The following is a 21479-nucleotide window of genomic DNA, read 5'->3' as shown; positions in this document are numbered from 1 at the left end:
GGGCTAGCTCAGCCCGCGCGCTCGGCGAGCACGGTGAGACCCTTGGCGTTGACCTCGGCGAATCCGCCCTGGATCGCGATGGTCTCGGCGGTGCCGCCCTGGGTGCGGTAAACCGACAGCGCGCCGTCGCGGACGGTGGACATCAGCGGCGCATGGCCTTCGAGCACGCCGAAGTCGCCCTCGGTGCCGGGCACGACCACCATGTAGACGTCCTCGGAACGGACCAGCTTCTCAGGCGTGACGAGTTCGAAGTGCAGCATCTGTTCTTCTCCCCCCTCCCATGCGGGAGGGGTCGGGGGAGGCCATGGTGGGACAGGGCGTCAACAAAACCCTCCCCCAGCCCCTCCCGATCACGGGAGGGGCACTACAGACCCTCCCGCGATCGGGAGGGGCGGAAGCTTACGCCTCCTTGGCCATCTTCTCGGCCTTGGCGACGACCTCGTCGATGCCGCCGACCATGTAGAAGGCAGCTTCCGGCAGGTGATCATATTCGCCGTCGACCACGGCCTTGAACGAGCGGATCGTGTCCTCGATCTGCACGAACTTGCCCGAGATGCCGGTGAACACCTCGGCGACGTGGAACGGCTGGCTGAGGAAGCGCTGGATCTTGCGCGCGCGGGTCACCGTGAGCTTATCCTCTTCGGACAGCTCGTCCATGCCGAGGATGGCGATGATGTCCTGCAGCGACTTGTAGCGCTGGAGCAGCGACTGGACCGCACGCGCGGTGTCGTAATGCTCCTGGCCGACGACGCGCGGCTCGAGCACGCGGCTGGTCGAATCCAGCGGATCGACCGCCGGATAGATACCGAGCTCCGAGATCGCGCGGTTGAGCACCGTGGTCGCGTCCAAATGGGCGAAGGAGGTGGCCGGCGCCGGATCGGTCAAATCGTCGGCGGGGACGTAGACGGCCTGCACCGAGGTGATCGACCCCTTGTTGGTCGAGGTGATGCGCTCCTGCAGCGCGCCCATGTCGGTCGACAGGGTAGGCTGATAGCCCACCGCCGACGGGATGCGGCCGAGCAGTGCCGACACTTCGGCGCCCGCCTGGGTGAAGCGGAAGATGTTGTCGACGAAGAACAGCACGTCCTGGCCTTCGACGTCGCGGAAATATTCGGCGATGGTCAAGCCCGACAGCGCGACGCGGGCACGCGCGCCCGGCGGCTCGTTCATCTGGCCGAACACCAGCGCGACCTTCGAGCCCTCGCTGATCGGATTGCCCTCGGCATCCTTGGCGATGACGCCGGCGTCGAGGAACTCGTGATACAGGTCGTTGCCCTCGCGGGTGCGCTCGCCGACGCCGGCGAACACCGAGGTGCCGCCATGACCCTTGGCGATGTTGTTGATCAGCTCCTGGATCAGCACGGTCTTGCCGACGCCGGCGCCGCCGAACAGGCCGATCTTGCCGCCCTTGGCATAAGGCGCGAGCAGATCGATCACCTTGATGCCGGTGACGAGGATCGCATTCTCGGTCGACTGGTCGACGAACAGCGGCGCCTCGGCATGGATCGGGCTGCGCAGATCGGTCTGCACCGGGCCACGCTCGTCGATCGGCTCGCCGATCACGTTGAGGATGCGGCCGAGCGTCGCCGGGCCGACCGGCACCGAAATCTGGCTGCCGGTGTCGCGGACGTTCTGGCCGCGGGTCAGGCCCTCGGTGGAGTCCATGGCGATCGTGCGCACGGTGTTCTCGCCAAGATGCTGGGCGACCTCGAGCACCAGGCGGTTGCCGTTGTTGTCGGTCTCCAGCGCGGACAGGATCGACGGCAGGTTCTCGGGGAAGTGCACGTCGACGACGGCGCCGATCACCTGGGCGATGGTGCCCACGTTGTTGGTCTGGCCCTGATGGTTGGGGCGGATGTCTTCGGCGAGGGTTGCCATGGGTCTGCTTCCTACTGCGAAACTTTAGAGCGCTTCGGCGCCCGAGATGATTTCCACCAGCTCGGTGGTGATCGCGGCCTGACGGGTGCGGTTATATTCGATCGACAGGCGATTGATCATGTCGCCTGCGTTCTTGGTCGCGTTTTCCATCGCGTTCATGCGGCTGCCCTGTTCCGAGGCGGCATTTTCCAGCAGCGCGCGGAACAGCTGGATCGCGACGTTGCGCGGCAGCAGATCGGCAAGGATGGTCTCCTCGTCCGGCTCATACTCCGTCACCGCCTCGGCCGCGGCGACCGTACCCTTGGCGGCGGCCGGAGCCGGTACCGACACCGGGATGATCTGCTGGCCGGTCGGCTCCTGCACCAGCGCCGAGACGAACTTGGCGTAGAACAGATGAGCGACGTCGAACTCGCCCTTGGCGTAGCGCGCGATGAGATCGTCGGCGATCCCCTTGGCATCGGCGAAGGCGACGTTCTTGATCCCGGCGAGATCGTGATCGGCAAGGATCTGGTCGGGATAGAAGCGGCGGATCACCCGCCCCTTCTTGCCGGCGATGTAGAAGCGTACGGTCTTGCCCGCCTTCTCCAGCTCCTCGGCCTTGCGGCGTGCCGCGCGGACGATGTTGCTGTTGAACGCGCCGGCGAGGCCGCGCTCGGAGGTGGCGATCACGATCAGCTGGACCTGGTCCTTGCCGGTGCCCGCGAGCAGCGGCGAGACGCCGATGCCGCCGCCGATACGGCCGGCCAGGCTCGCGACCACGCCCTCGAGCCGCTCGGCATAGGGACGGCCGGCCATCGCCGCCTCCTGCGCGCGGCGCAGCTTGGCGGCGGCGACCATCTTCATCGCCTTGGTGATCTTCTGCGTCGACTTCACCGAGCCGATGCGGATCTTGAGGGCCTTGAGTGACGCCATTCTTTCCTTACCCCGTCGTCCCGGCGATCGCCGGGATCTCGTGTCTCACGCCGCTCGCACGCGGTGTGAGACCCCAGCCTGCGCTGGGGTGACGACTGTGCTTATGCGAAGGTCTTCGCGAACTGATCGAGCGCGGCCTTGAGCCCTGCCTTGGCCTCGTCGCCGAGATCGCGGGTGTCGCGGATCTTGGCGAGCACGTCCGCATGGTTGGCGCGCAGGTCCTGGAGCATCGCCGCCTCGTAGCGGACGACGTCGTTCACCGCGACCTTGTCGACATAGCCGTTGGTGCCGGCGAAGATCGACGCGGTCTGCTCCTCGAACGGCATCGGCGCGAACTGCTTCTGCTTGAGCAGCTCGGTGAGTCGGGCGCCGCGGGCGAGCAGCTTCTGCGTCGAGGCGTCAAGGTCCGAGCCGAACTGCGCGAACGCCGCCATCTCGCGATACTGGGCGAGCTCGAGCTTGATCGAGCCCGACACCTTCTTCATCGCCTTGGTCTGCGCGGCGGAGCCGACGCGGCTGACCGACAGGCCGACGTTGATCGCCGGGCGGATGCCCGCGAAGAACAGATCGGTCTCAAGGAAGATCTGGCCGTCGGTGATCGAGATCACGTTGGTCGGGATGTACGCCGAGACGTCACCGGCCTGGGTCTCGATGATCGGCAGCGCGGTGAGCGAGCCGCCGCCGTTGGCGTCGCTCATCTTGGCGGCGCGCTCGAGCAGGCGGCTGTGGAGATAGAAGACGTCGCCGGGATAGGCTTCGCGGCCCGGCGGGCGGCGCAGCAGCAGCGACATCTGGCGGTAGGCGACGGCCTGCTTGGAGAGATCGTCGAACACGATCAGCGCGTGCATGGCGTTGTCGCGGAAATACTCGCCCATCGCGGTGCCGGTATAGGGCGCGAGGAACTGCATCGGCGCAGGGTCCGATGCAGTTGCGGCGACGACGATGGAATAATCCATCGCGCCATTCTCTTCGAGCGTCTTGACCAGCTGCGCCACGGTGGAGCGCTTCTGCCCGACCGCGACATAGACGCAGTAAAGCTTCTTCTTCTCGTCGGTGCCGGCGTTCGCCGTCTTCTGGTTGATGAAGGCGTCGATCGCGACGGCGGACTTGCCGGTCTGACGATCGCCGATGATCAGCTCGCGCTGGCCGCGGCCGACCGGCACCAGCGCGTCAATCGCCTTGAGGCCCGACTGCATCGGCTCGCTGACCGACTGGCGCGGGATGATGCCTGGCGCCTTGACCTCGACGCGGCTGCGCTGGTCGGAGACGATCGGGCCCTTGCCGTCGATCGGGTTGCCGAGGCCATCGACAACGCGGCCGAGCAGGCCCTTGCCGACGGGCACGTCGACGATCGTGCCGGTGCGCTTGACGACGTCACCTTCCTTGATCTGGGCATCCGAGCCGAAGATCACGACGCCGACATTGTCGGCCTCGAGGTTGAGCGCCATGCCCTGCACGCCGTTCGAGAATTCGACCATCTCGCCCGCCTGGACGTTGTCGAGCCCGTAGATGCGCGCGATGCCGTCACCGACGCTGAGCACCTGGCCGGTCTCCGAGACCTCGGCCTCGGCACCGAAATTGGCGATCTGGTCCTTGATGACCTTGGAGATTTCTGCGGCGCGGATATCCATCACTTAGCCTTTCATCGCGTGCGCGAGCGTGTTCAAACGGGTGCGGATCGACGAATCGATCATCTGTGAGCCAATGCGGACGACGAGCCCGCCGAGCAGCGCCGGATCGACCGACAGGTCGACCGCGACCTCGCGGCCGACGCGGGCCCGCAGCTGCTGCTTGAGTTCGACGACCTGCTCTTCGGTGAGCGGATAGGCGCTGGCGACCTCGGCGCTGACCTCGCCGCGGCGGCGGGCGGCGAGCTCGCGAAACGCGCGGGTGATCGCGGGCAGCTTGGCGAGCCGGCGGTTCTCGGCGAGCACGCCGAGGAAGTTCTTGGTGGTCGCGTCGAGCCCGAGCGTGTCGGCGGTAGCGAGCACCGCCTTCACCGCGGCGCCGCGGGCGACCAGCGGGCTGAGGGTAAGCGCCTTGAAATCGGCCGACTGGGCGAGCGCGTCGCGAATGGTCGCGAGGCTCTGCTCGACGGTGTCGATCGTCTTGGAATCACGCGCGAGCTCGAACAGCGCGATCGCATAGCGACCACCTAAGCTTGCCTGAATACCGCCGGATGTCTCCACGCGATCGAAATCCTCGTTATCAACGGTTAGACCCATAAGGATATGGGCGCGAAACCGCGCCTGCCATGGGATGCCGGGCGGCTAGCATGAGGGTGGCGATGATGCAAGCAAGCTGGGCGGCTGCATGACAGTTGCGTGAACGGTTTTTGTCAGGGTGTTGCGCAACCGCGGGGTCGCGGCGCAAAGGCACCGCCGGGCCCCTTTCGGGCAGATAGGATCGAGACGATGAGCGCAGGCACGATGGAACGGATGACGATGAGCGACGGCGCCGAGATCGGCGTCTATCATGCCCAGCCGAGCGGCGCGCGGCGTGGCGGGCTGGTGCTGATCCAGGAAATCTTCGGAGTCACCGAGCATATCCGCTCGCTGTGCGACGATTATGCCGCGCTCGGCTATGAGGTGCTCGCCCCGGCGGTGTTCGATCGCGAGGCGCCGGGCTTCGAGATCGACTACACCCGGTTTGACGACGGCGTGAAGCTCGCCCGCGAACTCCATCCGTTCGATCTCACCCTCGCCGACACCCAGACCTGCATCGATGCGCTGGCGGCCAAGGGCCCGGTGTTCGTGGTCGGCTATTGCTATGGCGGTTCGGTCGCCTGGTTCGCGGCGACGCGGATGCACCATGTGACGGCGGCGAGCGGCTATTACGGCGGCATGATCGCCGCGGCCGCCGACGAGGAGCCCAAGGTGCCGGTGATCCTCCACTTCGGCAAGCTCGACGCGCATATCTCGATGGCGGATGTCGAGACCATCGCCGCCAAGGATTGGCCCAACGCCACCGTCTACACCTATGACGCCGATCATGGCTTCAACTCGGATCGCCGCGCGCAATATGACGAGGCTTCGGCGACGCTCGCCAAGCAGCGCACGCTCGACCTGTTCCACGCCAACGGCGGCTGACGCCCAAACCCGTGTTTGGGCGCAAGCGGCGGGATGGAGACGTCCCGCCGCCACGCTACATACGGGATCATGAGCACGATCATCGACCCCGCAATCGATCAGGAGGCCGCCTGGGCCGCCTTCGCCGCCCGCGACCGGAGCCACGACGGGTGGTTCGTGATCGGGGTGAAGACCACCGGCATCTATTGCAAGCCGAGTTGCCCGGCGCGCCACCCGCGGCGCGAGAACGTCTCCTTCCATGCTGATCCGGCTGCCGCGCAGGCCGCCGGTTTCCGCGCCTGCCGGCGCTGCCTGCCCGACGCGGTCGGGCGCGACCGGGTCGCGGTCGCCGAGGCGGTACGGCTGATCGAAACCGCCGAGGCGCCGATCACGCTCGGCCCGCTCGCCGCCGCGGTCGGCTATGCGCCGCACCATTTTCACAGGCTGTTCAAGCGCGCGACCGGGGTGACGCCCTCGGCCTATGCCCGCGGCCTGCGCGCCGGCCGGGCCGCCGACGCGCTGCGCGACGAGGATCGGGTGACGGATGCGATCTACGAGGCGGGCTATTCGGCGCCGAGCCGTTTCTATGACGAGGCGGCACCGCGGCTGGGGATGGCGCCGAGCGCCTGGGCGCGCGGGGGCGCCAGCGCGACGATCCGCTGGACGATCGCCGCCACCAGCCTCGGCCCGCTGCTGATCGCCGCCACCGACAAGGGGCTTTGCCGGATCGCGTTCGACGAGGATGATGTGGCGCTGGTTGCGCGCTTCCCGCGGGCAACGGTGATCGCCGGCGACGACGCGCTCGCCGATCTGGCGGCACGGGTGGTGGCACAGGTGGAATCGCCCGAGCGCGACCACGACCTGCCGCTCGACGTGCGCGGCACCGCCTTTCAGGAGGCGGTGTGGCAGGTCCTCCAGACCATTCCGGCTGGCGAAACCCGCAGCTACGCACAGCTGGCCGCCGCGGCCGGCGCCCCCGGCGCGACACGGGCGGCGGGCAGCGCGTGCGGTGCCAACCCGCTGGCGGTGGTGGTGCCCTGCCATCGCGTGCTGCGGGGCGACGGCAGCGCCGGCGGCTATGCCTATGGGATGGAACGCAAACGGGCGCTGCTGGACCGCGAGCGAGGTTAGCCGCTGCCGACACGGCGGCCGGCGTCCCGGACGATCCTGCTCCCGGACGGGGTGCTGGTGGAGGATCAGTCTGATCCCATTCGTGCTGAGCCTGTCGAGGCCCATGGGTTTCACTGCCCTTGGACAAGCTCAGGGCGAACGGAGTGCGAGAGGCAGCTCGCCTCGTCAGAGATTACGGCGCGCTGCCTCCAGCGCTGCCCGATGCCGTGGCGGTGGCGGCCTTCTCGCCGTCGGCCTTGTCGGCCGCTTCGAGCGCGGCCTTGCCCTTGAGGCCGGCGTCGAGCAGCGCGACGAGCTGCGCGGCCGGGTTGTTGGGGCCGGCATGGGCATCGTACGCCAGCGGCTGCAGCGTGTGGCGCGCATCGTCGATCTTGCCATCGACGATCGCCTGGCGGGCGACGGCGAAGCGGAGGCCGGGATCCTGCGGCACCAGTTCGAGCGCGCGATCCAGCGCCTGGATTGCGCTGGCGGTGGGCGGCTGATCGGCAAGCTCGAAGCTTTCGTAGAACAGCAGCAGCGCCTGCGCGTCATTCGGATCGAGGTGGTTGGCCTTGACGATCCAGCTCCGCGCCGCCCGCCACACCGCGGCATCCTTTGCCTTGGCGTCATGTGCGCGGCGCAGTGCGATCTGCGCCTTATAGACCAGCGCCTGTTCGGACTTTGGATCGGCCGCCAGCGCGCGATCGGCGGCAGCATCGGCGAGATCGTCACGACCGGCATCAAAGGCCATCTCGGCGAGCCAGCCCTGCACCACCGGATCGCGCGGATAGTTCGCCGCGATGACGGTCGCGCGCGCGAACAGTGGCTGCGCGGTCGTCCGGTTGACGCCGCGGTCGGATTGCATGCGCAAGCCGATCATCGCCTTCTCGCCCGGCGCCAGCGGGCGCACCGACACGGTTACCGCGGGCAGCTTGTCGATCGGGATCCGCGTTGCCGGGAGGGTTGCCGCCGCCAGATAGGCATTGATTGCGCGGTTCATCGCCTTGAGGTCGCCGAACGCTTGCCGCGCCGCGTCAAGGCTCGGCGTCCCCTTGTTGAGCGCATCGAGATAGGCGGCGAACTGCTTGCGCCGATCGGTGTTGAACATGATGTAGTGGGTCAGCAACCAGCCGCGCGCGTAGAGCGACTCGGTCTCTTCGTCGTTCATCGGCTTGGTGCGCGGCGTGAACAACTGCTCGACCGACAGCGACTTGCCCATGAACAGGCTGTACGCCCGATGATTGGCGGCGCCGCCGATCTGGACATAATCCTCGGTTACCTGCGCGGTCGACGCGAACTCGGCATAGCCTTCCGAAAACCACGCCGGATAAGCGGCGGCATAATTGCCGAGCAGGAAGTGGTGGGCATATTCGTGGAACAGCACGATTCGCGGCTGCAGATCGAGCGCGTTGCCGGTGTCGAATCCGCCCTTGGGCGTGAACGCCACCGAGCCGGTCACCCGTGGTTCGTAGAAGCCGGCGACGTTGCGGCATCCGTTGCCGGCGCCGCACAGCCGCTTCACCGCATCGTCATCGGCGACGACATAGACAGTGACCTTGTTGGCCTCATCCTCCGGGTTGGAGGGGACGTGGTGAAAATAGCGCAGGACCTGGTCGAAGCGTTCAAGCTGTTCGGCCTGGCGCTTGATCTCGGCGGCGTTGTTGTCGGCATAGACGATGAAGTGCGACGACGTCGCTTCCAGCCATTCGGCGCGGGCGGGCTGTTGCACCCCAGCCATCGCCAACGCCGCCGCCGCCATCCGCCAGCGCCAACCAACACCCGTCATCGTCGCATCCCCCTGCCCCTTGTCGGGTGATCCTATCGCCGGCGGATCACCCTGTCAGCCCGCGGTTTTGCAGGCATAGACCAGCTTTTCGTTGGGCAGCGGCGGCAGCGCGGCGCGGATCGCGGCCTGCTGCTGGACCAGCGCCTCGGTCGCCGCGGGTTCGATGGTGCAGGATTTGGGGCTGGTCTGCACGCGCAGCTTGCGCGCTGCCGCCATGGCGGTGGCGGAGAGGAAGTAGCGGGTGTTGGTATAGGTGCGTGTCGCCGGATCGAAGCCGAGCACCGACAGCGTCTGTTCGGCATCCGGCACCAGCACCCGCTCCCACCGGCTGGCGCTTGCGACATATTGGGTGTGGCCGTTCATGCAGCCGTTGCGCCCCCAGTCGAGCGCCACGTCCGCGGTCGACGCCATCGTCACCCGGCTGCGCTCGGGCTGGATGGTGCAGACCAGCTTACCGAGCGGCGCGTTGCGGCTGCTGGCGACGGTGAGCGCGGCCGGCGCGGGCAGCTCGATATCGGCGGACGGCCGCAGCACGAACACGGTCACCGCGGTGAGCATGGCAAGCGCGCCGGCGACGGCGGCCCAGATCGCGTGGCGCCGCTGGTCGCGGATCTCGAGCAGCCCGGCCCCGCCGATCATCAGCGCTCCCGCCACCAGCAGCAGCCCGGCGATCGCCATGACATTTTCGCGGTGGCGCTCGGCGGCATTGCGCGCGGTGGCGAGCGCTTCCTCGCGGTTCATCTCGGCCTGGGTGCTGGCCTCGCGTCGCGCGGTCGCTGCCTCGGCCTGGGCATGGGCCTCCGCCTCGGCGTCCTGGCGCAGCCGCTCCTCCATCGAGGTGCAGGGCGTGCCGACCGTGGCGAAGGGCTGATCCGCATCGTGGAGGAAGCTTGCCAGCTCGGTGTCGGCGATCGCAAAGCCGAACGAGGAATCCCCCTCCTCGCCGCGGGTGATCGCCGAATTGACGCCGATCAGCCGGCCGCAACGATCGAGCAGCGGACCGCCGGAATTGCCGCGGGCGATGCTGGCGGTGTGGAGCAGCACCTCGATCCCCGTCAGACTGCGTCGACCGGAGAACACCCCTTCCGAGCGCACCGGCGAGGTCGGCCGGATATAATCGGCGGCCGATTGCGCGGTGGCGAGATCGACATTGCCGGGGTAGCCCAGCGCCACCACCGGATCGCCCTCGGTGACTGGGCCGGTATACAGCGCGGCTGGCGGCAGCGAGGCACCGGTGAACTCGATCAGCGCCAGATCGCGCTTGGAATCATAGGCGATCACCTTGCCCTGGTATGATTTGTCGCCTTCGGAGGGGACGATGCCGATCACGACATTGTCGGGGTAGCGGTCGGCGAGCTCCATGACATGGGCGTTGGTGACGATGCGGTTGGGCGCGATCGCGACGCCGCTGCCATGGCCGAAGCCGACCACCTGGCCATCGACCACCGCGATGGTGACGACGCGCACCACCCCACGCCCGGTGGCGGCAATGTCGTCGGCGGCGGCGGGCACGGCCCAGCCGAGCGCGGCGAGAAGAAGCAGGAGCCAGCGGATCACGGCGCCTCTGGAACGGCACCGGGGCGCCGCTGTCAAGCGCCGCTCCCCGCCTGCTTCCGGCACTCACCGGCGGCAATCCGGCCGATGCTGCGGGCAGCGATCTAATTTGGTTAGGAATATCTCAAACCTTGGCGCCTACCGATCACGCCAGAGCATGAGGGTATGGCAATGAGTGCGTTCGGACGGCGGAGCGGAATGGGCGGCGGGCAGCCGTCACGGCCTGCATTCGGGGTGGCGCGACCGATGCAGGGCGGCGGCACGCCGCGGCCCGAGCAGGAAGCGCTCGGCGGCGGCAGCCAATTCCCACCGATCGACACGCTGCCGCTACCCGGCGAGGACGGCTATGGCGTCCTGCCGGACCAGATGAGCGATGCGATGCAGCGCCTCACCGATCGCCAGAATGCGAGCGGCGATGCCGGCAACAGCCGCGGCGAAGGCTTCGAGGCGTCGATCCACAAGATCAAGGAACAGGTGCTGCCGCGCCTGCTCGAGCGCGTCGATCCCGAGGCGGCCGCGACGCTCGGCAAGGACGAGCTCGCCGAGGAATTTCGCCCGATCATCGGCGAGGTGCTCGCCGAGCTGAAGCTCACCCTCAATCGCCGCGAGCAGTTCGCGCTCGAAAAGGTGCTGGTCGACGAGCTGCTCGGGCTCGGGCCGCTCGAGGAGCTGCTCGCGGATCCGACGATCACCGACATCATGGTCAACGGCCCCGAGCAGACCTACATCGAGCAGAAGGGCAAGCTAGTGCTCGCCCAGATCCAGTTCCGCGACGAGGAGCATCTGTTCCAGATCGCGCAGCGGATCTGCAACTCGGTCGGCCGCCGTGTCGATCAGACCACGCCGCTGGCCGACGCCCGCCTCAAGGACGGCAGCCGCGTCAACGTCATCGTGCCGCCGCTGAGCTTGCGCGGCACCGCGATCTCGATCCGTAAATTTTCCGCCAAGCCGATCACGCTCGACATGATGGCGAACGGCGGCTCGATGAGCAGCAAGATGGCGACCGCGCTCAAGATCGCGGGCGCGAGCCGGTTCAACGTGGTGATCTCGGGCGGTACCGGCTCGGGCAAGACGACCATGCTCAATGCGCTCTCCAAGATGATCGACCCGGGCGAGCGCGTGCTGACCATCGAGGACGCGGCCGAGCTCCGGCTGCAGCAGCCGCACTGGCTGCCGCTCGAAACCCGCCCCGCCAACCTCGAGGGCCAGGGCGAGATCAGCATCCGCGATCTCGTCAAGAACGCGCTGCGTATGCGCCCGGACCGCATCATCCTCGGCGAAATTCGCGGCAGCGAGTGTTTCGACATGCTCGCGGCGATGAACACCGGCCACGACGGCTCGATGTGTACCCTCCACGCCAACTCCCCGCGCGAGGCGCTCGCCCGCATGGAGAACATGGTGATGATGAGCGACATCAAGGTGCCCAAGGAAGCGATCAGCCGCCAGATTGCCGATTCGGTGGAGCTGATCATCCAGGTGAAGCGCCTGCGCGACGGTTCCCGCCGGGTGACCAACGTCACCGAGGTGATCGGCATGGAAGGCCCGGTGATCGTGACCCAGGAATTGTTCAAGTTCGAGTATCTCGACGAGAGCGCCGACGGCAAGATCATCGGCGAATATCGCTCGATGGGTCTCAGGCCCTACACGCTAGACAAGGCCAAGCAGTTCGGCTTCGACCAGGCATTCCTCGAGGCGTGCCTGTAGCGAACGACCACCTCGCGGCGCCTGAATGGAACGCTTGATCATGACTCCCGCCGCCGACATAGATCGCAGCCGTTTCGACACGGGCGCGCGGCCTGTCCCTTCTCAGCTGCGTCGCCGCGGCACGGTTGAGATGCGCCATCGCTTGATCACGGCCGCACTGCTGCTGCTGCTGCCGCTGAGCCTGTTCTGTGCCTTCTTCCATCCCGCGACGCTACTGATCGACAATGCCGGCTGGCTCATCCGCGGCACCGACAATGGCGAGAATGCATTGGGCGCTCATGCCTATTGGCATGATCCGGCTGCCGGGGCTTCGCTCAAGACCGGCTTGCTCAACGCGCCCGATGGCGTGTCGGTGCTATACACGGACAGCAATCCCCTGCTGACCCTCATCGTCAAGCCGTTCGCCGGTCTGCTGCCGAACGATGCGCAGTTTGTCGGCGTATTCATCCTGCTGAGCCTGATCCTGCAAGCCCTGTTCGCCTGGCTGCTGCTCCGCCGTTACGCGCCTGGTCGGGTTGCACTGTGGGGCGGCGTGATGATGCTCGCCTTCCCTCCGACACTCGCGAACCGCTTTGTCCACGTCAATCTGATGGCGCACTGGACCATTCTTGCCGCCTTATGCCTGTTCCTCGACGAGCGACGTGGCGAGCGGTTGCGATGGTGGGCGCCGCTCATTGCGATCACCGCCCTTATCCATAGCTATCTGCTGATCATGGTGGGCGCCATCTGGGCGTCAACGATGATGGCGCGCTTTACGCGCTGCCGAGGCCGCGCGCGGCCGATGATCGTCTTGGAGGGACTGATCGTCGTTGGGATGGTTGCCTTGCTGGCGTGGTGGCTCGGGGTGAGCGATCAGGAGGCTGCCGGGAATATCGGCGCGTTCTCGATGCCGCTGGACGCCTTGTGGAACCCTGCGCTCGGCCATTTCACCAACCTCCTGCCTGCGCATGAAACCGTGCCCAACCACGACTTCGAAGGGTTCCAATATCTTGGAGCCGGTGGTTTGTTGCTGGTCGCAACGGCGATCGTCATCGCCTGCCGTCTTCCCGCCACCGCCGCCGAACAAGACGCGCGACATCGGCTTCGCCAGTTAGCGCCGGCGCTGATCGTGCTCGGCATTCTGGCGATCCTGCCGACGCATCTTCCGCAAACCGTGCGAATCTTGCTCGATCCGGTGCGGGCATCGGGCCGGATGTTCTGGCCGGTGGGCTATGTACTGATCTTGGGTGCGGTACTCGCCGTCTTTCGCCTGTCCGCCAGCCGCGCTGCGCTCGCATTGATCGGGATGATAGCAGTTCAGACCATCGATCTTACGGGGATGGCCGGGGACATCCGCGCGCAAAGCGAGCAGGCGGACAAGCACCAACTCTTTATCCAAACGCTCGACCCGCGCTGGGACAAGCTGATCGGGCAATCGCGATCTGTTGCTTTCATGCCAGCAGATGTGACCCGCAACCTGGCGGTGTTTCAGGAAGTCGCTTGGCGCGCCGTCAATGCCGGGCGTCCGACGAGCAACGTCTATGCCGCACGAACGGGTCGGGCGACGATCCAACGCCTCCGTGCGGAACGAGCGGCGTTCGATCGGGGCGAGCTCGTCCCGGGCCGGTTGTACGTGACGGCTCCGGGGACGCCCCTACCTGCAGCGGCCGCCCCCTACCAACTGCAGCTCGATGGTATCGCGGTTGTCGCGGTGGTCGATCGACCTATCGCTGCTGTTACCATAAAGGCTATCGATCCGCCGAGGGCGTCGCCCCTATAAGCAGCGATGATGCGCCGCCTCCAGTTTCCAATCATTCTTCAGCTCACATTCGTCGCGCTGCTGCTCGCCGCCGCCCCTGCCCCACCAGCGGGCCCGGAGGATGGCGTCACCACGCTGGCCGCCGATGCCGAGGCGCAATGGGTGCCGTTCGATCTCACCCCGGGCAACCAGATCCGCTTTGCGATGCATCTCGACTCGCGGCCGATCACCGCGGTGCTCGACACTGGGGTGTCGTTCTCGGTGCTGGCGCGCGCGTCGGCCGTGGTGGATCCAGCGCGGTTGACGAGCGGCGGACAGGCAACCGCGATCGGTGGCGCGGTCGCCACCGGCTGGCTGCCGACCGGCACCATCACCATCGGCGGCCTGACCCGGCGCGGCGGCGGCGTCTCGGTCGCCGACCTGCCGGCGCTCGCCACTGGCGGTGCGACGCCGGTCGACATGCTGGTCGGCCGCGACATCACCGGCGGCCAGGCACTCGACATCGACTATGAACATCGCCGCTTCCGCCTGATCCCCACCGGCCGCCTGCCGTTCACCGGCGCGACCGCGCCGCTCGCCATTTCCGCCGCGCGGCGGGTGTATGAGAGCGCGCTCACCGTTGCCGGCCGCCGCCTCGCGCCGATGGTGGTCGACACCGGCGACGGCTCGGCGATCACCCTGTCGGCGGCGGCCTGGCAGCGCGCGGGGCTCGCCAGCCTGCCCAACACCACCACAATTTCGTTCGGCCTCGCCGGCCCCGCAGTGAGCACGCTGGCGATCGCCCCGGCGGTGGCGCTCGGCACCCAGATGGCGCGGCAGGTGGAGGTGCGGGTGGAGCCCGCCGGCGGCTTTTCGCAGACGATCGGCGTCGCCGGACGGATCGGCTCGGGGTTCCTGCAGCGCTATCGCGTGCTGCTCGACCCGGCGGCGGGGCGGATGGTGCTGCAGCCCGGCCCGACCGCCGACCAGCCGCCGCTGCGCTCCACCAGCGGGCTGCTGGTGGGGATCGAGCCGGACCGGCTGCGCGTGTTCCATGTGATGCGCGGCGGCCCGGCGGAAGCGGCCGGCTGGCGCGACGGCGATCGCATCTGCCGGATCAACGGCGCACCGATCCCCGCGGATTACGCCGGCGACCCAATCGCCACCTGGTCGATCGGCGCGCCGGGCACTGTGGTGACGCTCGGCCTGTGCACCGGCGAGGTCCGGTCGCTGACGCTGAAAAGCTTCTATTGAGGCCGCGGCAGCCGCATCAGGCGGCGTGGAAGCCGAGCCCGGCCATGATCATCGCCGCGAGCAGCGCCGCCATCTGCACCGCGCGCCAGTCGACCACACCGACCCGGTCGAGATCCCGCCGCAGCCACCGGCGTCGATCGCCCATCCCGGCCGCGATCGCGAGCAGCACCGCGGCGCCAGCCCCCACGCCCCACATCATCTCAACCGAGCTTCTCGACCTTTTCCTGCAACCGCGACAGTTCGGCGCGCAACGCGGCGATCTCGTCGTCCTTGGTGGCGCCCGGGCCAGCGCCATGCGTCCCGTTAGCCGCCGCGGCAGCGGCCGCCGCCGGCATCACCGGCTTGAACGCCTCGGCCGCCGCCTCGAACATCGCCATGTTGCGCTTGGCGATCTCGGCAAACGGGGAATGCGCGAACGCGCCCTCGACGGCGGACTTGAACTGCGCCTGGTTGCGGCGAAAATTCTCCATCGACGCATCGAGGTAACCCGGCACCAGTGCCTGCATCGAATCGCCGTACATCGCGATCAGCTGGCGCAGGAAGCCGACCGGCAGCATCGCCTGGCCGCGGTTTTCCTCGTCCATGATGATCTGGGTGAGGACGCTGTGGGTGATGTCCTCCTCGGTCTTGGCGTCGATCACCTTGAAGTCGCGACCCTCGCGGGTCATTGTCGCGAGGTGGTCCAATGTGATGTAGGAAGAGGTTTCGGTATTATAGAGACGCCGGTTGGCGTACTTCTTGATAATGACCGTGCCGTCCCCCGCGTTCTGTTTTTTCATCCGGCTCTCCATCCGTGATTGAGGCGGACGATACGCCGATGCTTGCCGCACCGCAACACGGGCCGCGTCCTCTCCCTCTGTTTCTCGCCATGCTGCGCAGCGAAACCGCAGGCATACCCGACGCCCGCGCCGCCGCGCTGCGTGGCCTTGCCGCCTATCAGCAGGCACCACGGCCGCCCGCGCCCGTGCCGATGCCTCCGCGTTTTTTTGAAGGCCGGGTATGCCTGCGTGACTATGGTGGCGTCGGTCCGCCGGTTGTGTTCGTGCCGTCGCTGATCAACCCGCCGGGGATCCTCGACCTCGGCGAGCGATCGCTGCTGCGCTGGATGGCATCCCAGGGATTGCACGTGTGGCTGGTCGACTGGGGCACACCGGGGCCTGCCGATCGCACGCTAGGGCTCGCGGATCATGTCGAGCGCCTGCTGATCCCGCTGATCCAGCGCCTGGAGCAGCCGCCGGTGCTCGTCGGCTATTGCCTCGGCGGCACGCTGGCGATCGCCGCGGCGGCGCGCACGCCGGTGGCCGGGCTGGCGACCCTCGCCGCGCCGTGGCGGTTCGCCGGCTATGGCGATGCGCGGGCGTCGATGCTTGAGATGTGGCAAGGCGCCCAGCCCTGGTGCGAACGGCTTGGCCTGGTACCGATGGAGATACTGCAGGCGGGCTTCTGGCAGCTCGACCCGGCCGCCACCGTGGCGAAATACGGTGCATTCGGCCGGCTTGACCCCGGCAGCGCCGCGGCAAGCGATTTCGTGCGCCTTGAGGATTGGGCCAACACCGGCGCTCCACTTACCTATGGTGTAGGTCATGACCTCTTTGGGGCATTTGTTGGTGCCGATCTTCCAGGCAATGAGCAGTGGCACGTAGCGGGCCAAGAGGTCAGCCTGTCACGCCTGAGCATGCCGACGCTTGAGTTCGTCTCCACCACCGACCGTATTGTTCCCCCAGCCACCGCTGCCCGATTCAAGCTACGGCATGAGCTGCCGCTCGGCCATGTCGGAATGATCGTCGGAGGCGCCGCACCCGCGAGGTTGTGGAGCCCGCTAGCGGAATGGGTCCGACGCACGGCCAATGCCGCGCTCGCCTAATCCATGTGATTTCAATGCCGTATCCCCACCAATCTTCATGTAACATTCATGCAACAGAACTTCTGGAAAATGGCAACATACGCAATATGGCGTAATTTACCTGTTGCGGCGTGACACGAAAATGAGCTCATTATGGTCCCTGGCAGCCAAAAAGGCTGGAAAAAGGGGACTCCATGAAACTTACGGTCTTATTGGGCGCAACCGCGCTCGCCGGCTCGCTGGCGATCTCGTCATCGGCGTTCGCACAGACCTCGCCTAGCAGTGGCGATATCGTCTCGACTGAGCAGAGCAATACCGATGCGGCGACCAACAAGAGCACCAATGAAGATGGTCGCGCCGAAATCCTGATCACGGGATCGCGTATCGCGCGCCCGAACGATGACTCGCCGATCCCGATCAGCACGGTCACCGCGGCTGAGCTGGGGGTCACGGCGCGGACCTCGATCGGCGACGTACTCAACGATCTGCCGCAGCTGCAGAGCACGTTCAGCCAAGCGAACTCGACTCGCTTCCTGGGCACCGCTGGCCTCAACCTGCTCGACCTTCGCGGCCTCGGCACGCAGCGCACGCTCGTGCTGGTCAACGGTCGCCGCCACGTCGGCTCCGACATTCTTAACAATGCCGTCTCTGTCGATACGAACACGATCCCGACCGATCTGATCGAGAGCGTCGATATCGTCACGGGTGGTAACTCGGCTGTATACGGTTCGGATGCGCTGGCGGGCGTGGTCAACTTCAAGCTCAAGGACCATTACGACGGCGTGCAGATGCGCGCTCAGGGTGGCATCAGCTCCCGCAAGGACGCAGGGTCCTACTTCGCCAGCGTGCTGGCCGGCAAAAACTTCGCCGATGGCCGCGGCAACATCACCGTCGACTTGGAATATTCGCGGCAGAATGATCTGTATGCCTCGGATCGCGACTATCTGCGCCAAAACAACAGCTTCGTGACAGTGGATTCTGACACGGCCGGTCGTGCAGCGGGCCAGAAGTTCATCAATTATGATGGCATTCCTGATGCGGAGTTCTTCCGTGACATCCGCGTCGCCACCTTCTCTGCCGGCGGTCTCGTGTCTATCGCGAGCCCCAGCGGCGCATGCGGCCGTGATAACACGCCCACGGCCGCTTTCCCGGGTGGTCGACCGTACAGCTGCAACTATTTGTTCCAGCCGGGTGGTGGCATTGTTCTCGAAAACGGGCAGCGTGTCGGTCTCGGCACAGCAACCGCCACGGGCGGTGCCAGCGCTACGCCGACCGGGTCGTATCTGGGTGGCAACGGCGACACCCGTCGCGAAGGCCAGCTGCTGCAGATCCTGCCGCAACTCGACCGCTACTCGGCCAATCTGATCGGCCATTTCGACGTGTCAGACGCGTTCGTCCCCTTCATCGAAGCGAAGTACTCGCGCACCGACTCGGTTGGCCAGGGCAGCTCGGGCCCGGCGTTCTTCACGGGCAGTACGCTTGATGGGCTCTATGAGCGTCCGCGCCTCGACAATCCCTATCTCGACGCGACCAGCCGCGCCCAGCTTGCCAATGCGATCCTGGCCAGCGGGATTAACCCGAACACCAGTGCGCCGCTGACTGCCGCCAACATCGCGGCTATCAACAATGGTTCGTTCCGGTTCATCCTGCGTAAGAACCTGACCGACCTCGGCGTCCGCACCGAGGAGGCTCGTCGTGAAACCTATCGTATTGTCGGCGGCGTACGCGGTACCTTCAACGACGACTGGCGTTATGAAGTGTCGGCGAACTACGGTGAGTTCGACGAGCGCACCAAGGTTCGGGGCAACCTGAACGTCCAGCGCGCGCTCCTGGCGCTCGACGCAGTCAGGAGCCCGTCCGGCCAGATCGTCTGCGGTGCACAGCTTGATGCTTCGCGCGCCTATGACGACTTCGGCGGAAATGCTGCGACGCTCGCTTCCGACATCGCCGCCTGCCAGCCGCTCAATCCGTTCGGCGTTGGCAGCGTCTCCGATGCCGCCAAGAATTATGTCCTTCAGGACACCGTATCGCAGGGTAAGATCACCCAGCTTGACATCACCGCTTATGTGTCGGGCGATCTAAGCCAGCTGTTCACCTTGCCGGGTGGCGATATCGGCTTCTCGTTCGGCGGCGAGTACCGTCGCGAGACGGCGTTCTACAAGCAGGACCCGCTCGTATCGGCGGGATACACCTTCTACAACGCGATTGCAGAATTCAATCCGACCGCATTTGAGGTGAAGGAGGCCTATGGCGAGATCAACATCCCGCTGCTCAAGGATCTTCCGCTCATCAAGGAACTGACCGTCAGCGGCGGCGCCCGCGTATCCGACTATAAGGGCTCGGCCGGCACGGTATACGCCTACAGCGGTAACGTGACCTGGGCACCGGTGCAGGACATCCGCTTCCGCGGCAACTATTCGCGTTCGGTTCGCGCGCCTAACCTGTCTGATCTGTACTCGCCGCAGTCGCAGAACTTCGCGACCGTCGCTGATCCTTGCTCGGCACGGAACCTCGCCGGCGGCACCCAGTATCGGGCGGCCAACTGCGCTGCAGCAGGCATCCCTGCCTCCTATGACTATGTTTATGCACAGACGCTGGAAATCGTCAGCGGCGGCAACCCGAATCTCGATGTCGAGAAGTCGGACTCCTACACCTATGGCGTCGTTATCCAGCCTCGCTGGACGCCGGGCCTGAGCGTGTCGGTCGACTATTACAACATCAAGGTGAACAATGTCATCACGGCGCCAACCGCGCAGGGCATCATCAACAGCTGCTATGACTCGCCAACGACGAACAACCAATTCTGTTCGCTGTTCACCCGTGTGGCCGCTGGTGCGACTGGCCCGAACGGTGAGGAACCTTTCCGCGTTGTCGAGGGCAGCCTTCAGCAGACCCTGCTGAACTACGCCAAGCTGCAGGTCCGCGGCATCGACGTCGATCTGGGCTACCAGCATCGCTTCGGCAACGTGAACCTGAGCAGCCACGTGATCTACACGCACACCTTCCAGAACGATTCGTTCACCGATCCGACGCAGCCCGGCTTCGCCGACACGGTGGTGGGTGAAGTCGGGTCGCCGAAGGACCAGATTAACTGGAATCTCGGCGCCGACTTCGGCAACTTCTTCGCCAACATCCAGACCCGCTACATCACCAAGCAGGCGGTCGGCGCCATCGAGAACCACGAGGCGTTCCAGGGTCGTGAAGCCCAGAACCTCGACGATTACGACATCCCCTTCTATCCGGACGTGTTCTACATGGATCTGAAGTTCGGGGTGAACATCGACAAGTCGTCGAACTTCTACTTCGGCATCGACAACGTCACCGACCGCCTCCCGCCGCTCGGCGCCACGGGCATCGGCGCCGGCAGCGCGATCTTCGAGCCGATCGGCCGCAAGTTCTACGCAGGTATCCAGGCGAGGTTCTGATCTACTCTGATCAACTGCCAGAAAGGGGTCGGTGGTTTCCACCGGCCCCTTTTTTTCAACTGCTCAAGAAGTTGGAGGAACGACATCCCCGTCGATCTGCGCTGGTGGTCTCGTTAACGGACGACCAGCGGACGGAGGGCACAGATGCTCTACATCCACATCCGGTCGAACCGAGCGCCAAGGCTGGTGAGCAGCTCATATTGCGACATGCCCGATTGCGCCGCCGCCTGTGGCAGCGCGAAATCGAGCGCGACCCAGTCGCCTTCGGCCAGCTCGGGTTGTGCCGAGACGTCGATCGCGGTGAGGTCCATCGACACGCGGCCGATCACCGGCAGGTCGCCGGCGGCGCCGCGGTCGGAAAAGCCGCGGAAATAGCCGTCGGCATAGCCGATGTTGAGGATCGCCACCTCAGTGGCCGCGCGCGCCGTCCAGGTCGCATTATAGCCCACCGTTTCGCCGGCGGGGACCAGCCGTCGCTGCAGGATCTGTGCCTCGGGCACCGCAACCTGGCGGATGGCCGCCAGTTCGGGCCGGGCGACGCCACCGTAGAGCGCGAGGCCGGGGCGGACGAGATCGAAGTGGAAGCCGCTCCCGAGCGCGACGCCTGCCGAATTGGCGAGGCTCATCCGCCGCGCATCGGTGACGCCGGCCAAGCTGGCGAACAGCGCCCGCTGGCGCTCGTTCATCGGTGAATCCTCGTCGGCGCAGGCGAGATGGCTGACCAGCGTCTCGATCCGAAGGCCCGCGAGCAGCCCGTCGCGCACCGCAGCGCTCGATACGCCGAGCCGGTTCATCCCGGTGTCGACCATGACATCGCAGGCACCGCCCCCGGCATTGCGCCAACGGGCGACCTGCGCGTCGGTGCTGAGCACGGGACGGGCGATGCCGCTCGTCGCCAGCGCCATGTCGTCGGCACGCAAACCGTGGAGCACCGATACCATCAGCCCGAGCGGGGCCAAGGCTTCGGCCTCGCGCCACGTCGCGACGAAGAAATCGCGGCAGCCCGCTGCGGCAAGGCGCCTGGCCACGTCGCTCGCGCCGAGGCCATAGCCATCGGCCTTGACCGCGGCGCCGCATGCCGCGGCACCACTGAGGCGGTCCATGTGCTGCCAATTGGCGACAAGCGCGGCGGGATCGAGGCGGAGGCGAAGAGGAGCGGTCACCCCCGTCGCATAAGCCGGGCCGACGCGGGCGTCGATGGCTGCATGCCACCGACGATCGCCAGCGG

17 protein-coding genes are annotated in these 21479 nt (G+C 66.4%); 7 read left to right on the top strand and 10 right to left on the bottom strand.

The features are described from left to right. Positions 1 to 8: 8 nt before the first annotated feature. The 5 genes from OXR60_RS02930 to OXR60_RS02910 all read right to left on the bottom strand — a co-directional run bounded on the left by OXR60_RS02930 (position 9) and on the right by OXR60_RS02910 (position 4979). A complete protein-coding gene (locus tag OXR60_RS02930; protein WP_267393857.1) occupies positions 9 to 260 on the bottom strand; it encodes an ATP synthase F1 subunit epsilon in 252 nt (83 codons plus the stop codon). A 139-nt stretch (positions 261 to 399) separates the two neighbouring features. Then, the gene (gene atpD, locus OXR60_RS02925; protein WP_267393856.1) at positions 400 to 1878 is read right to left on the bottom strand and encodes a F0F1 ATP synthase subunit beta; all 1479 of its coding nucleotides are present in this window, start codon (positions 1876 to 1878) and stop codon (positions 400 to 402) included. Positions 1879 to 1902: 24 nt separating this feature from the next. Beyond that, positions 1903 to 2790: a F0F1 ATP synthase subunit gamma gene (locus tag OXR60_RS02920; RefSeq protein ID WP_267393855.1), complete on the bottom strand. Its 888-nt coding sequence runs from the start codon at positions 2788 to 2790 to the stop codon at positions 1903 to 1905. A gap of 101 nt (positions 2791 to 2891) precedes the next feature. Next, positions 2892 to 4421, bottom strand: a complete 1530-nt coding sequence (atpA, locus tag OXR60_RS02915) for a F0F1 ATP synthase subunit alpha (protein WP_267393853.1) — start codon at positions 4419 to 4421, stop codon at positions 2892 to 2894. A 3-nt stretch (positions 4422 to 4424) separates the two neighbouring features. After that, positions 4425 to 4979 (bottom strand): F0F1 ATP synthase subunit delta, encoded by a 555-nt coding sequence (locus OXR60_RS02910; protein ID WP_267393852.1) that lies wholly within the window; start codon positions 4977 to 4979, stop codon positions 4425 to 4427. Positions 4980 to 5204: 225 nt separating this feature from the next. Between OXR60_RS02910 and OXR60_RS02905 the strand changes: the two genes are divergently transcribed. Both OXR60_RS02905 and ada read left to right on the top strand, forming a co-directional pair. Then, positions 5205 to 5879, top strand: coding sequence for a dienelactone hydrolase family protein (locus OXR60_RS02905; protein WP_267393850.1), 675 nt, complete (start codon positions 5205 to 5207; stop codon positions 5877 to 5879). A gap of 69 nt (positions 5880 to 5948) precedes the next feature. Continuing rightward, a complete protein-coding gene (ada, locus tag OXR60_RS02900) occupies positions 5949 to 6989 on the top strand; it encodes a bifunctional DNA-binding transcriptional regulator/O6-methylguanine-DNA methyltransferase Ada (protein WP_267393848.1) in 1041 nt (346 codons plus the stop codon). Between the two features lie 172 nt (positions 6990 to 7161). Here ada and OXR60_RS02895 read toward each other — a convergent pair whose 3' ends face one another. After that, positions 7162 to 8754: a hypothetical protein gene (locus OXR60_RS02895; RefSeq protein ID WP_267393846.1), complete on the bottom strand. Its 1593-nt coding sequence runs from the start codon at positions 8752 to 8754 to the stop codon at positions 7162 to 7164. Positions 8755 to 8808: 54 nt separating this feature from the next. Then, positions 8809 to 10311, bottom strand: coding sequence for a serine protease (locus OXR60_RS02890; protein WP_267393844.1), 1503 nt, complete (start codon positions 10309 to 10311; stop codon positions 8809 to 8811). Between the two features lie 168 nt (positions 10312 to 10479). On the opposite strand from OXR60_RS02890, the gene OXR60_RS02885 reads away from it, so the two are divergent. From OXR60_RS02885 to OXR60_RS02875, 3 genes are read left to right on the top strand one after another with little or no spacing between them, the layout of a single operon-like run. Beyond that, positions 10480 to 12012, top strand: coding sequence for a CpaF family protein (locus OXR60_RS02885; protein ID WP_267393842.1), 1533 nt, complete (start codon positions 10480 to 10482; stop codon positions 12010 to 12012). A 25-nt stretch (positions 12013 to 12037) separates the two neighbouring features. Next, complete coding sequence (locus OXR60_RS02880) at positions 12038 to 13771, top strand: DUF6311 domain-containing protein (RefSeq protein WP_267393840.1); 1734 nt, start codon at positions 12038 to 12040, stop codon at positions 13769 to 13771. A gap of 6 nt (positions 13772 to 13777) precedes the next feature. Then, positions 13778 to 14983 carry a hypothetical protein gene (locus OXR60_RS02875; RefSeq protein WP_267393838.1) on the top strand — a complete coding sequence of 402 codons (1206 nt, stop codon included), beginning with the start codon at positions 13778 to 13780 and terminating at the stop codon, positions 14981 to 14983. 16 nt (positions 14984 to 14999) lie between these two features. Here the strand turns inward: OXR60_RS02875 and OXR60_RS02870 are convergent, their stop codons facing one another. Both OXR60_RS02870 and phaR read right to left on the bottom strand, forming a co-directional pair. After that, entirely contained in the window at positions 15000 to 15182 is a 183-nt protein-coding gene (locus OXR60_RS02870; RefSeq protein WP_267393836.1) for a hypothetical protein, read from the bottom strand. Between the two features lies 1 nt (position 15183). Next, positions 15184 to 15762: a polyhydroxyalkanoate synthesis repressor PhaR gene (phaR, locus tag OXR60_RS02865; RefSeq protein WP_267393834.1), complete on the bottom strand. Its 579-nt coding sequence runs from the start codon at positions 15760 to 15762 to the stop codon at positions 15184 to 15186. Positions 15763 to 15851: 89 nt separating this feature from the next. Between phaR and OXR60_RS02860 the strand changes: the two genes are divergently transcribed. Continuing rightward, entirely contained in the window at positions 15852 to 16847 is a 996-nt protein-coding gene (locus tag OXR60_RS02860; RefSeq protein ID WP_267393832.1) for an alpha/beta fold hydrolase, read from the top strand. Between the two features lie 173 nt (positions 16848 to 17020). After that, on the top strand, positions 17021 to 20251 hold the full coding sequence (locus OXR60_RS02855; protein ID WP_267393830.1) for a TonB-dependent receptor: 3231 nt from the start codon (positions 17021 to 17023) through the stop codon (positions 20249 to 20251). Positions 20252 to 20400: 149 nt separating this feature from the next. Here OXR60_RS02855 and OXR60_RS02850 read toward each other — a convergent pair whose 3' ends face one another. Next, positions 20401 to 21414, bottom strand: coding sequence for an alanine racemase (locus tag OXR60_RS02850; protein ID WP_267393828.1), 1014 nt, complete (start codon positions 21412 to 21414; stop codon positions 20401 to 20403). Positions 21415 to 21479 lie beyond the last annotated feature (65 nt).

The sequence above is a fragment of the Sphingomonas sp. GC_Shp_5 genome, assembly GCF_026540855.1.
Classification (GTDB): Bacteria; Pseudomonadota; Alphaproteobacteria; order Sphingomonadales; family Sphingomonadaceae; genus Sphingomonas.
The sequence above is the reverse complement of the archived record's forward strand: the minus strand, read 5'-3'. Positions and strand labels throughout refer to the sequence as shown.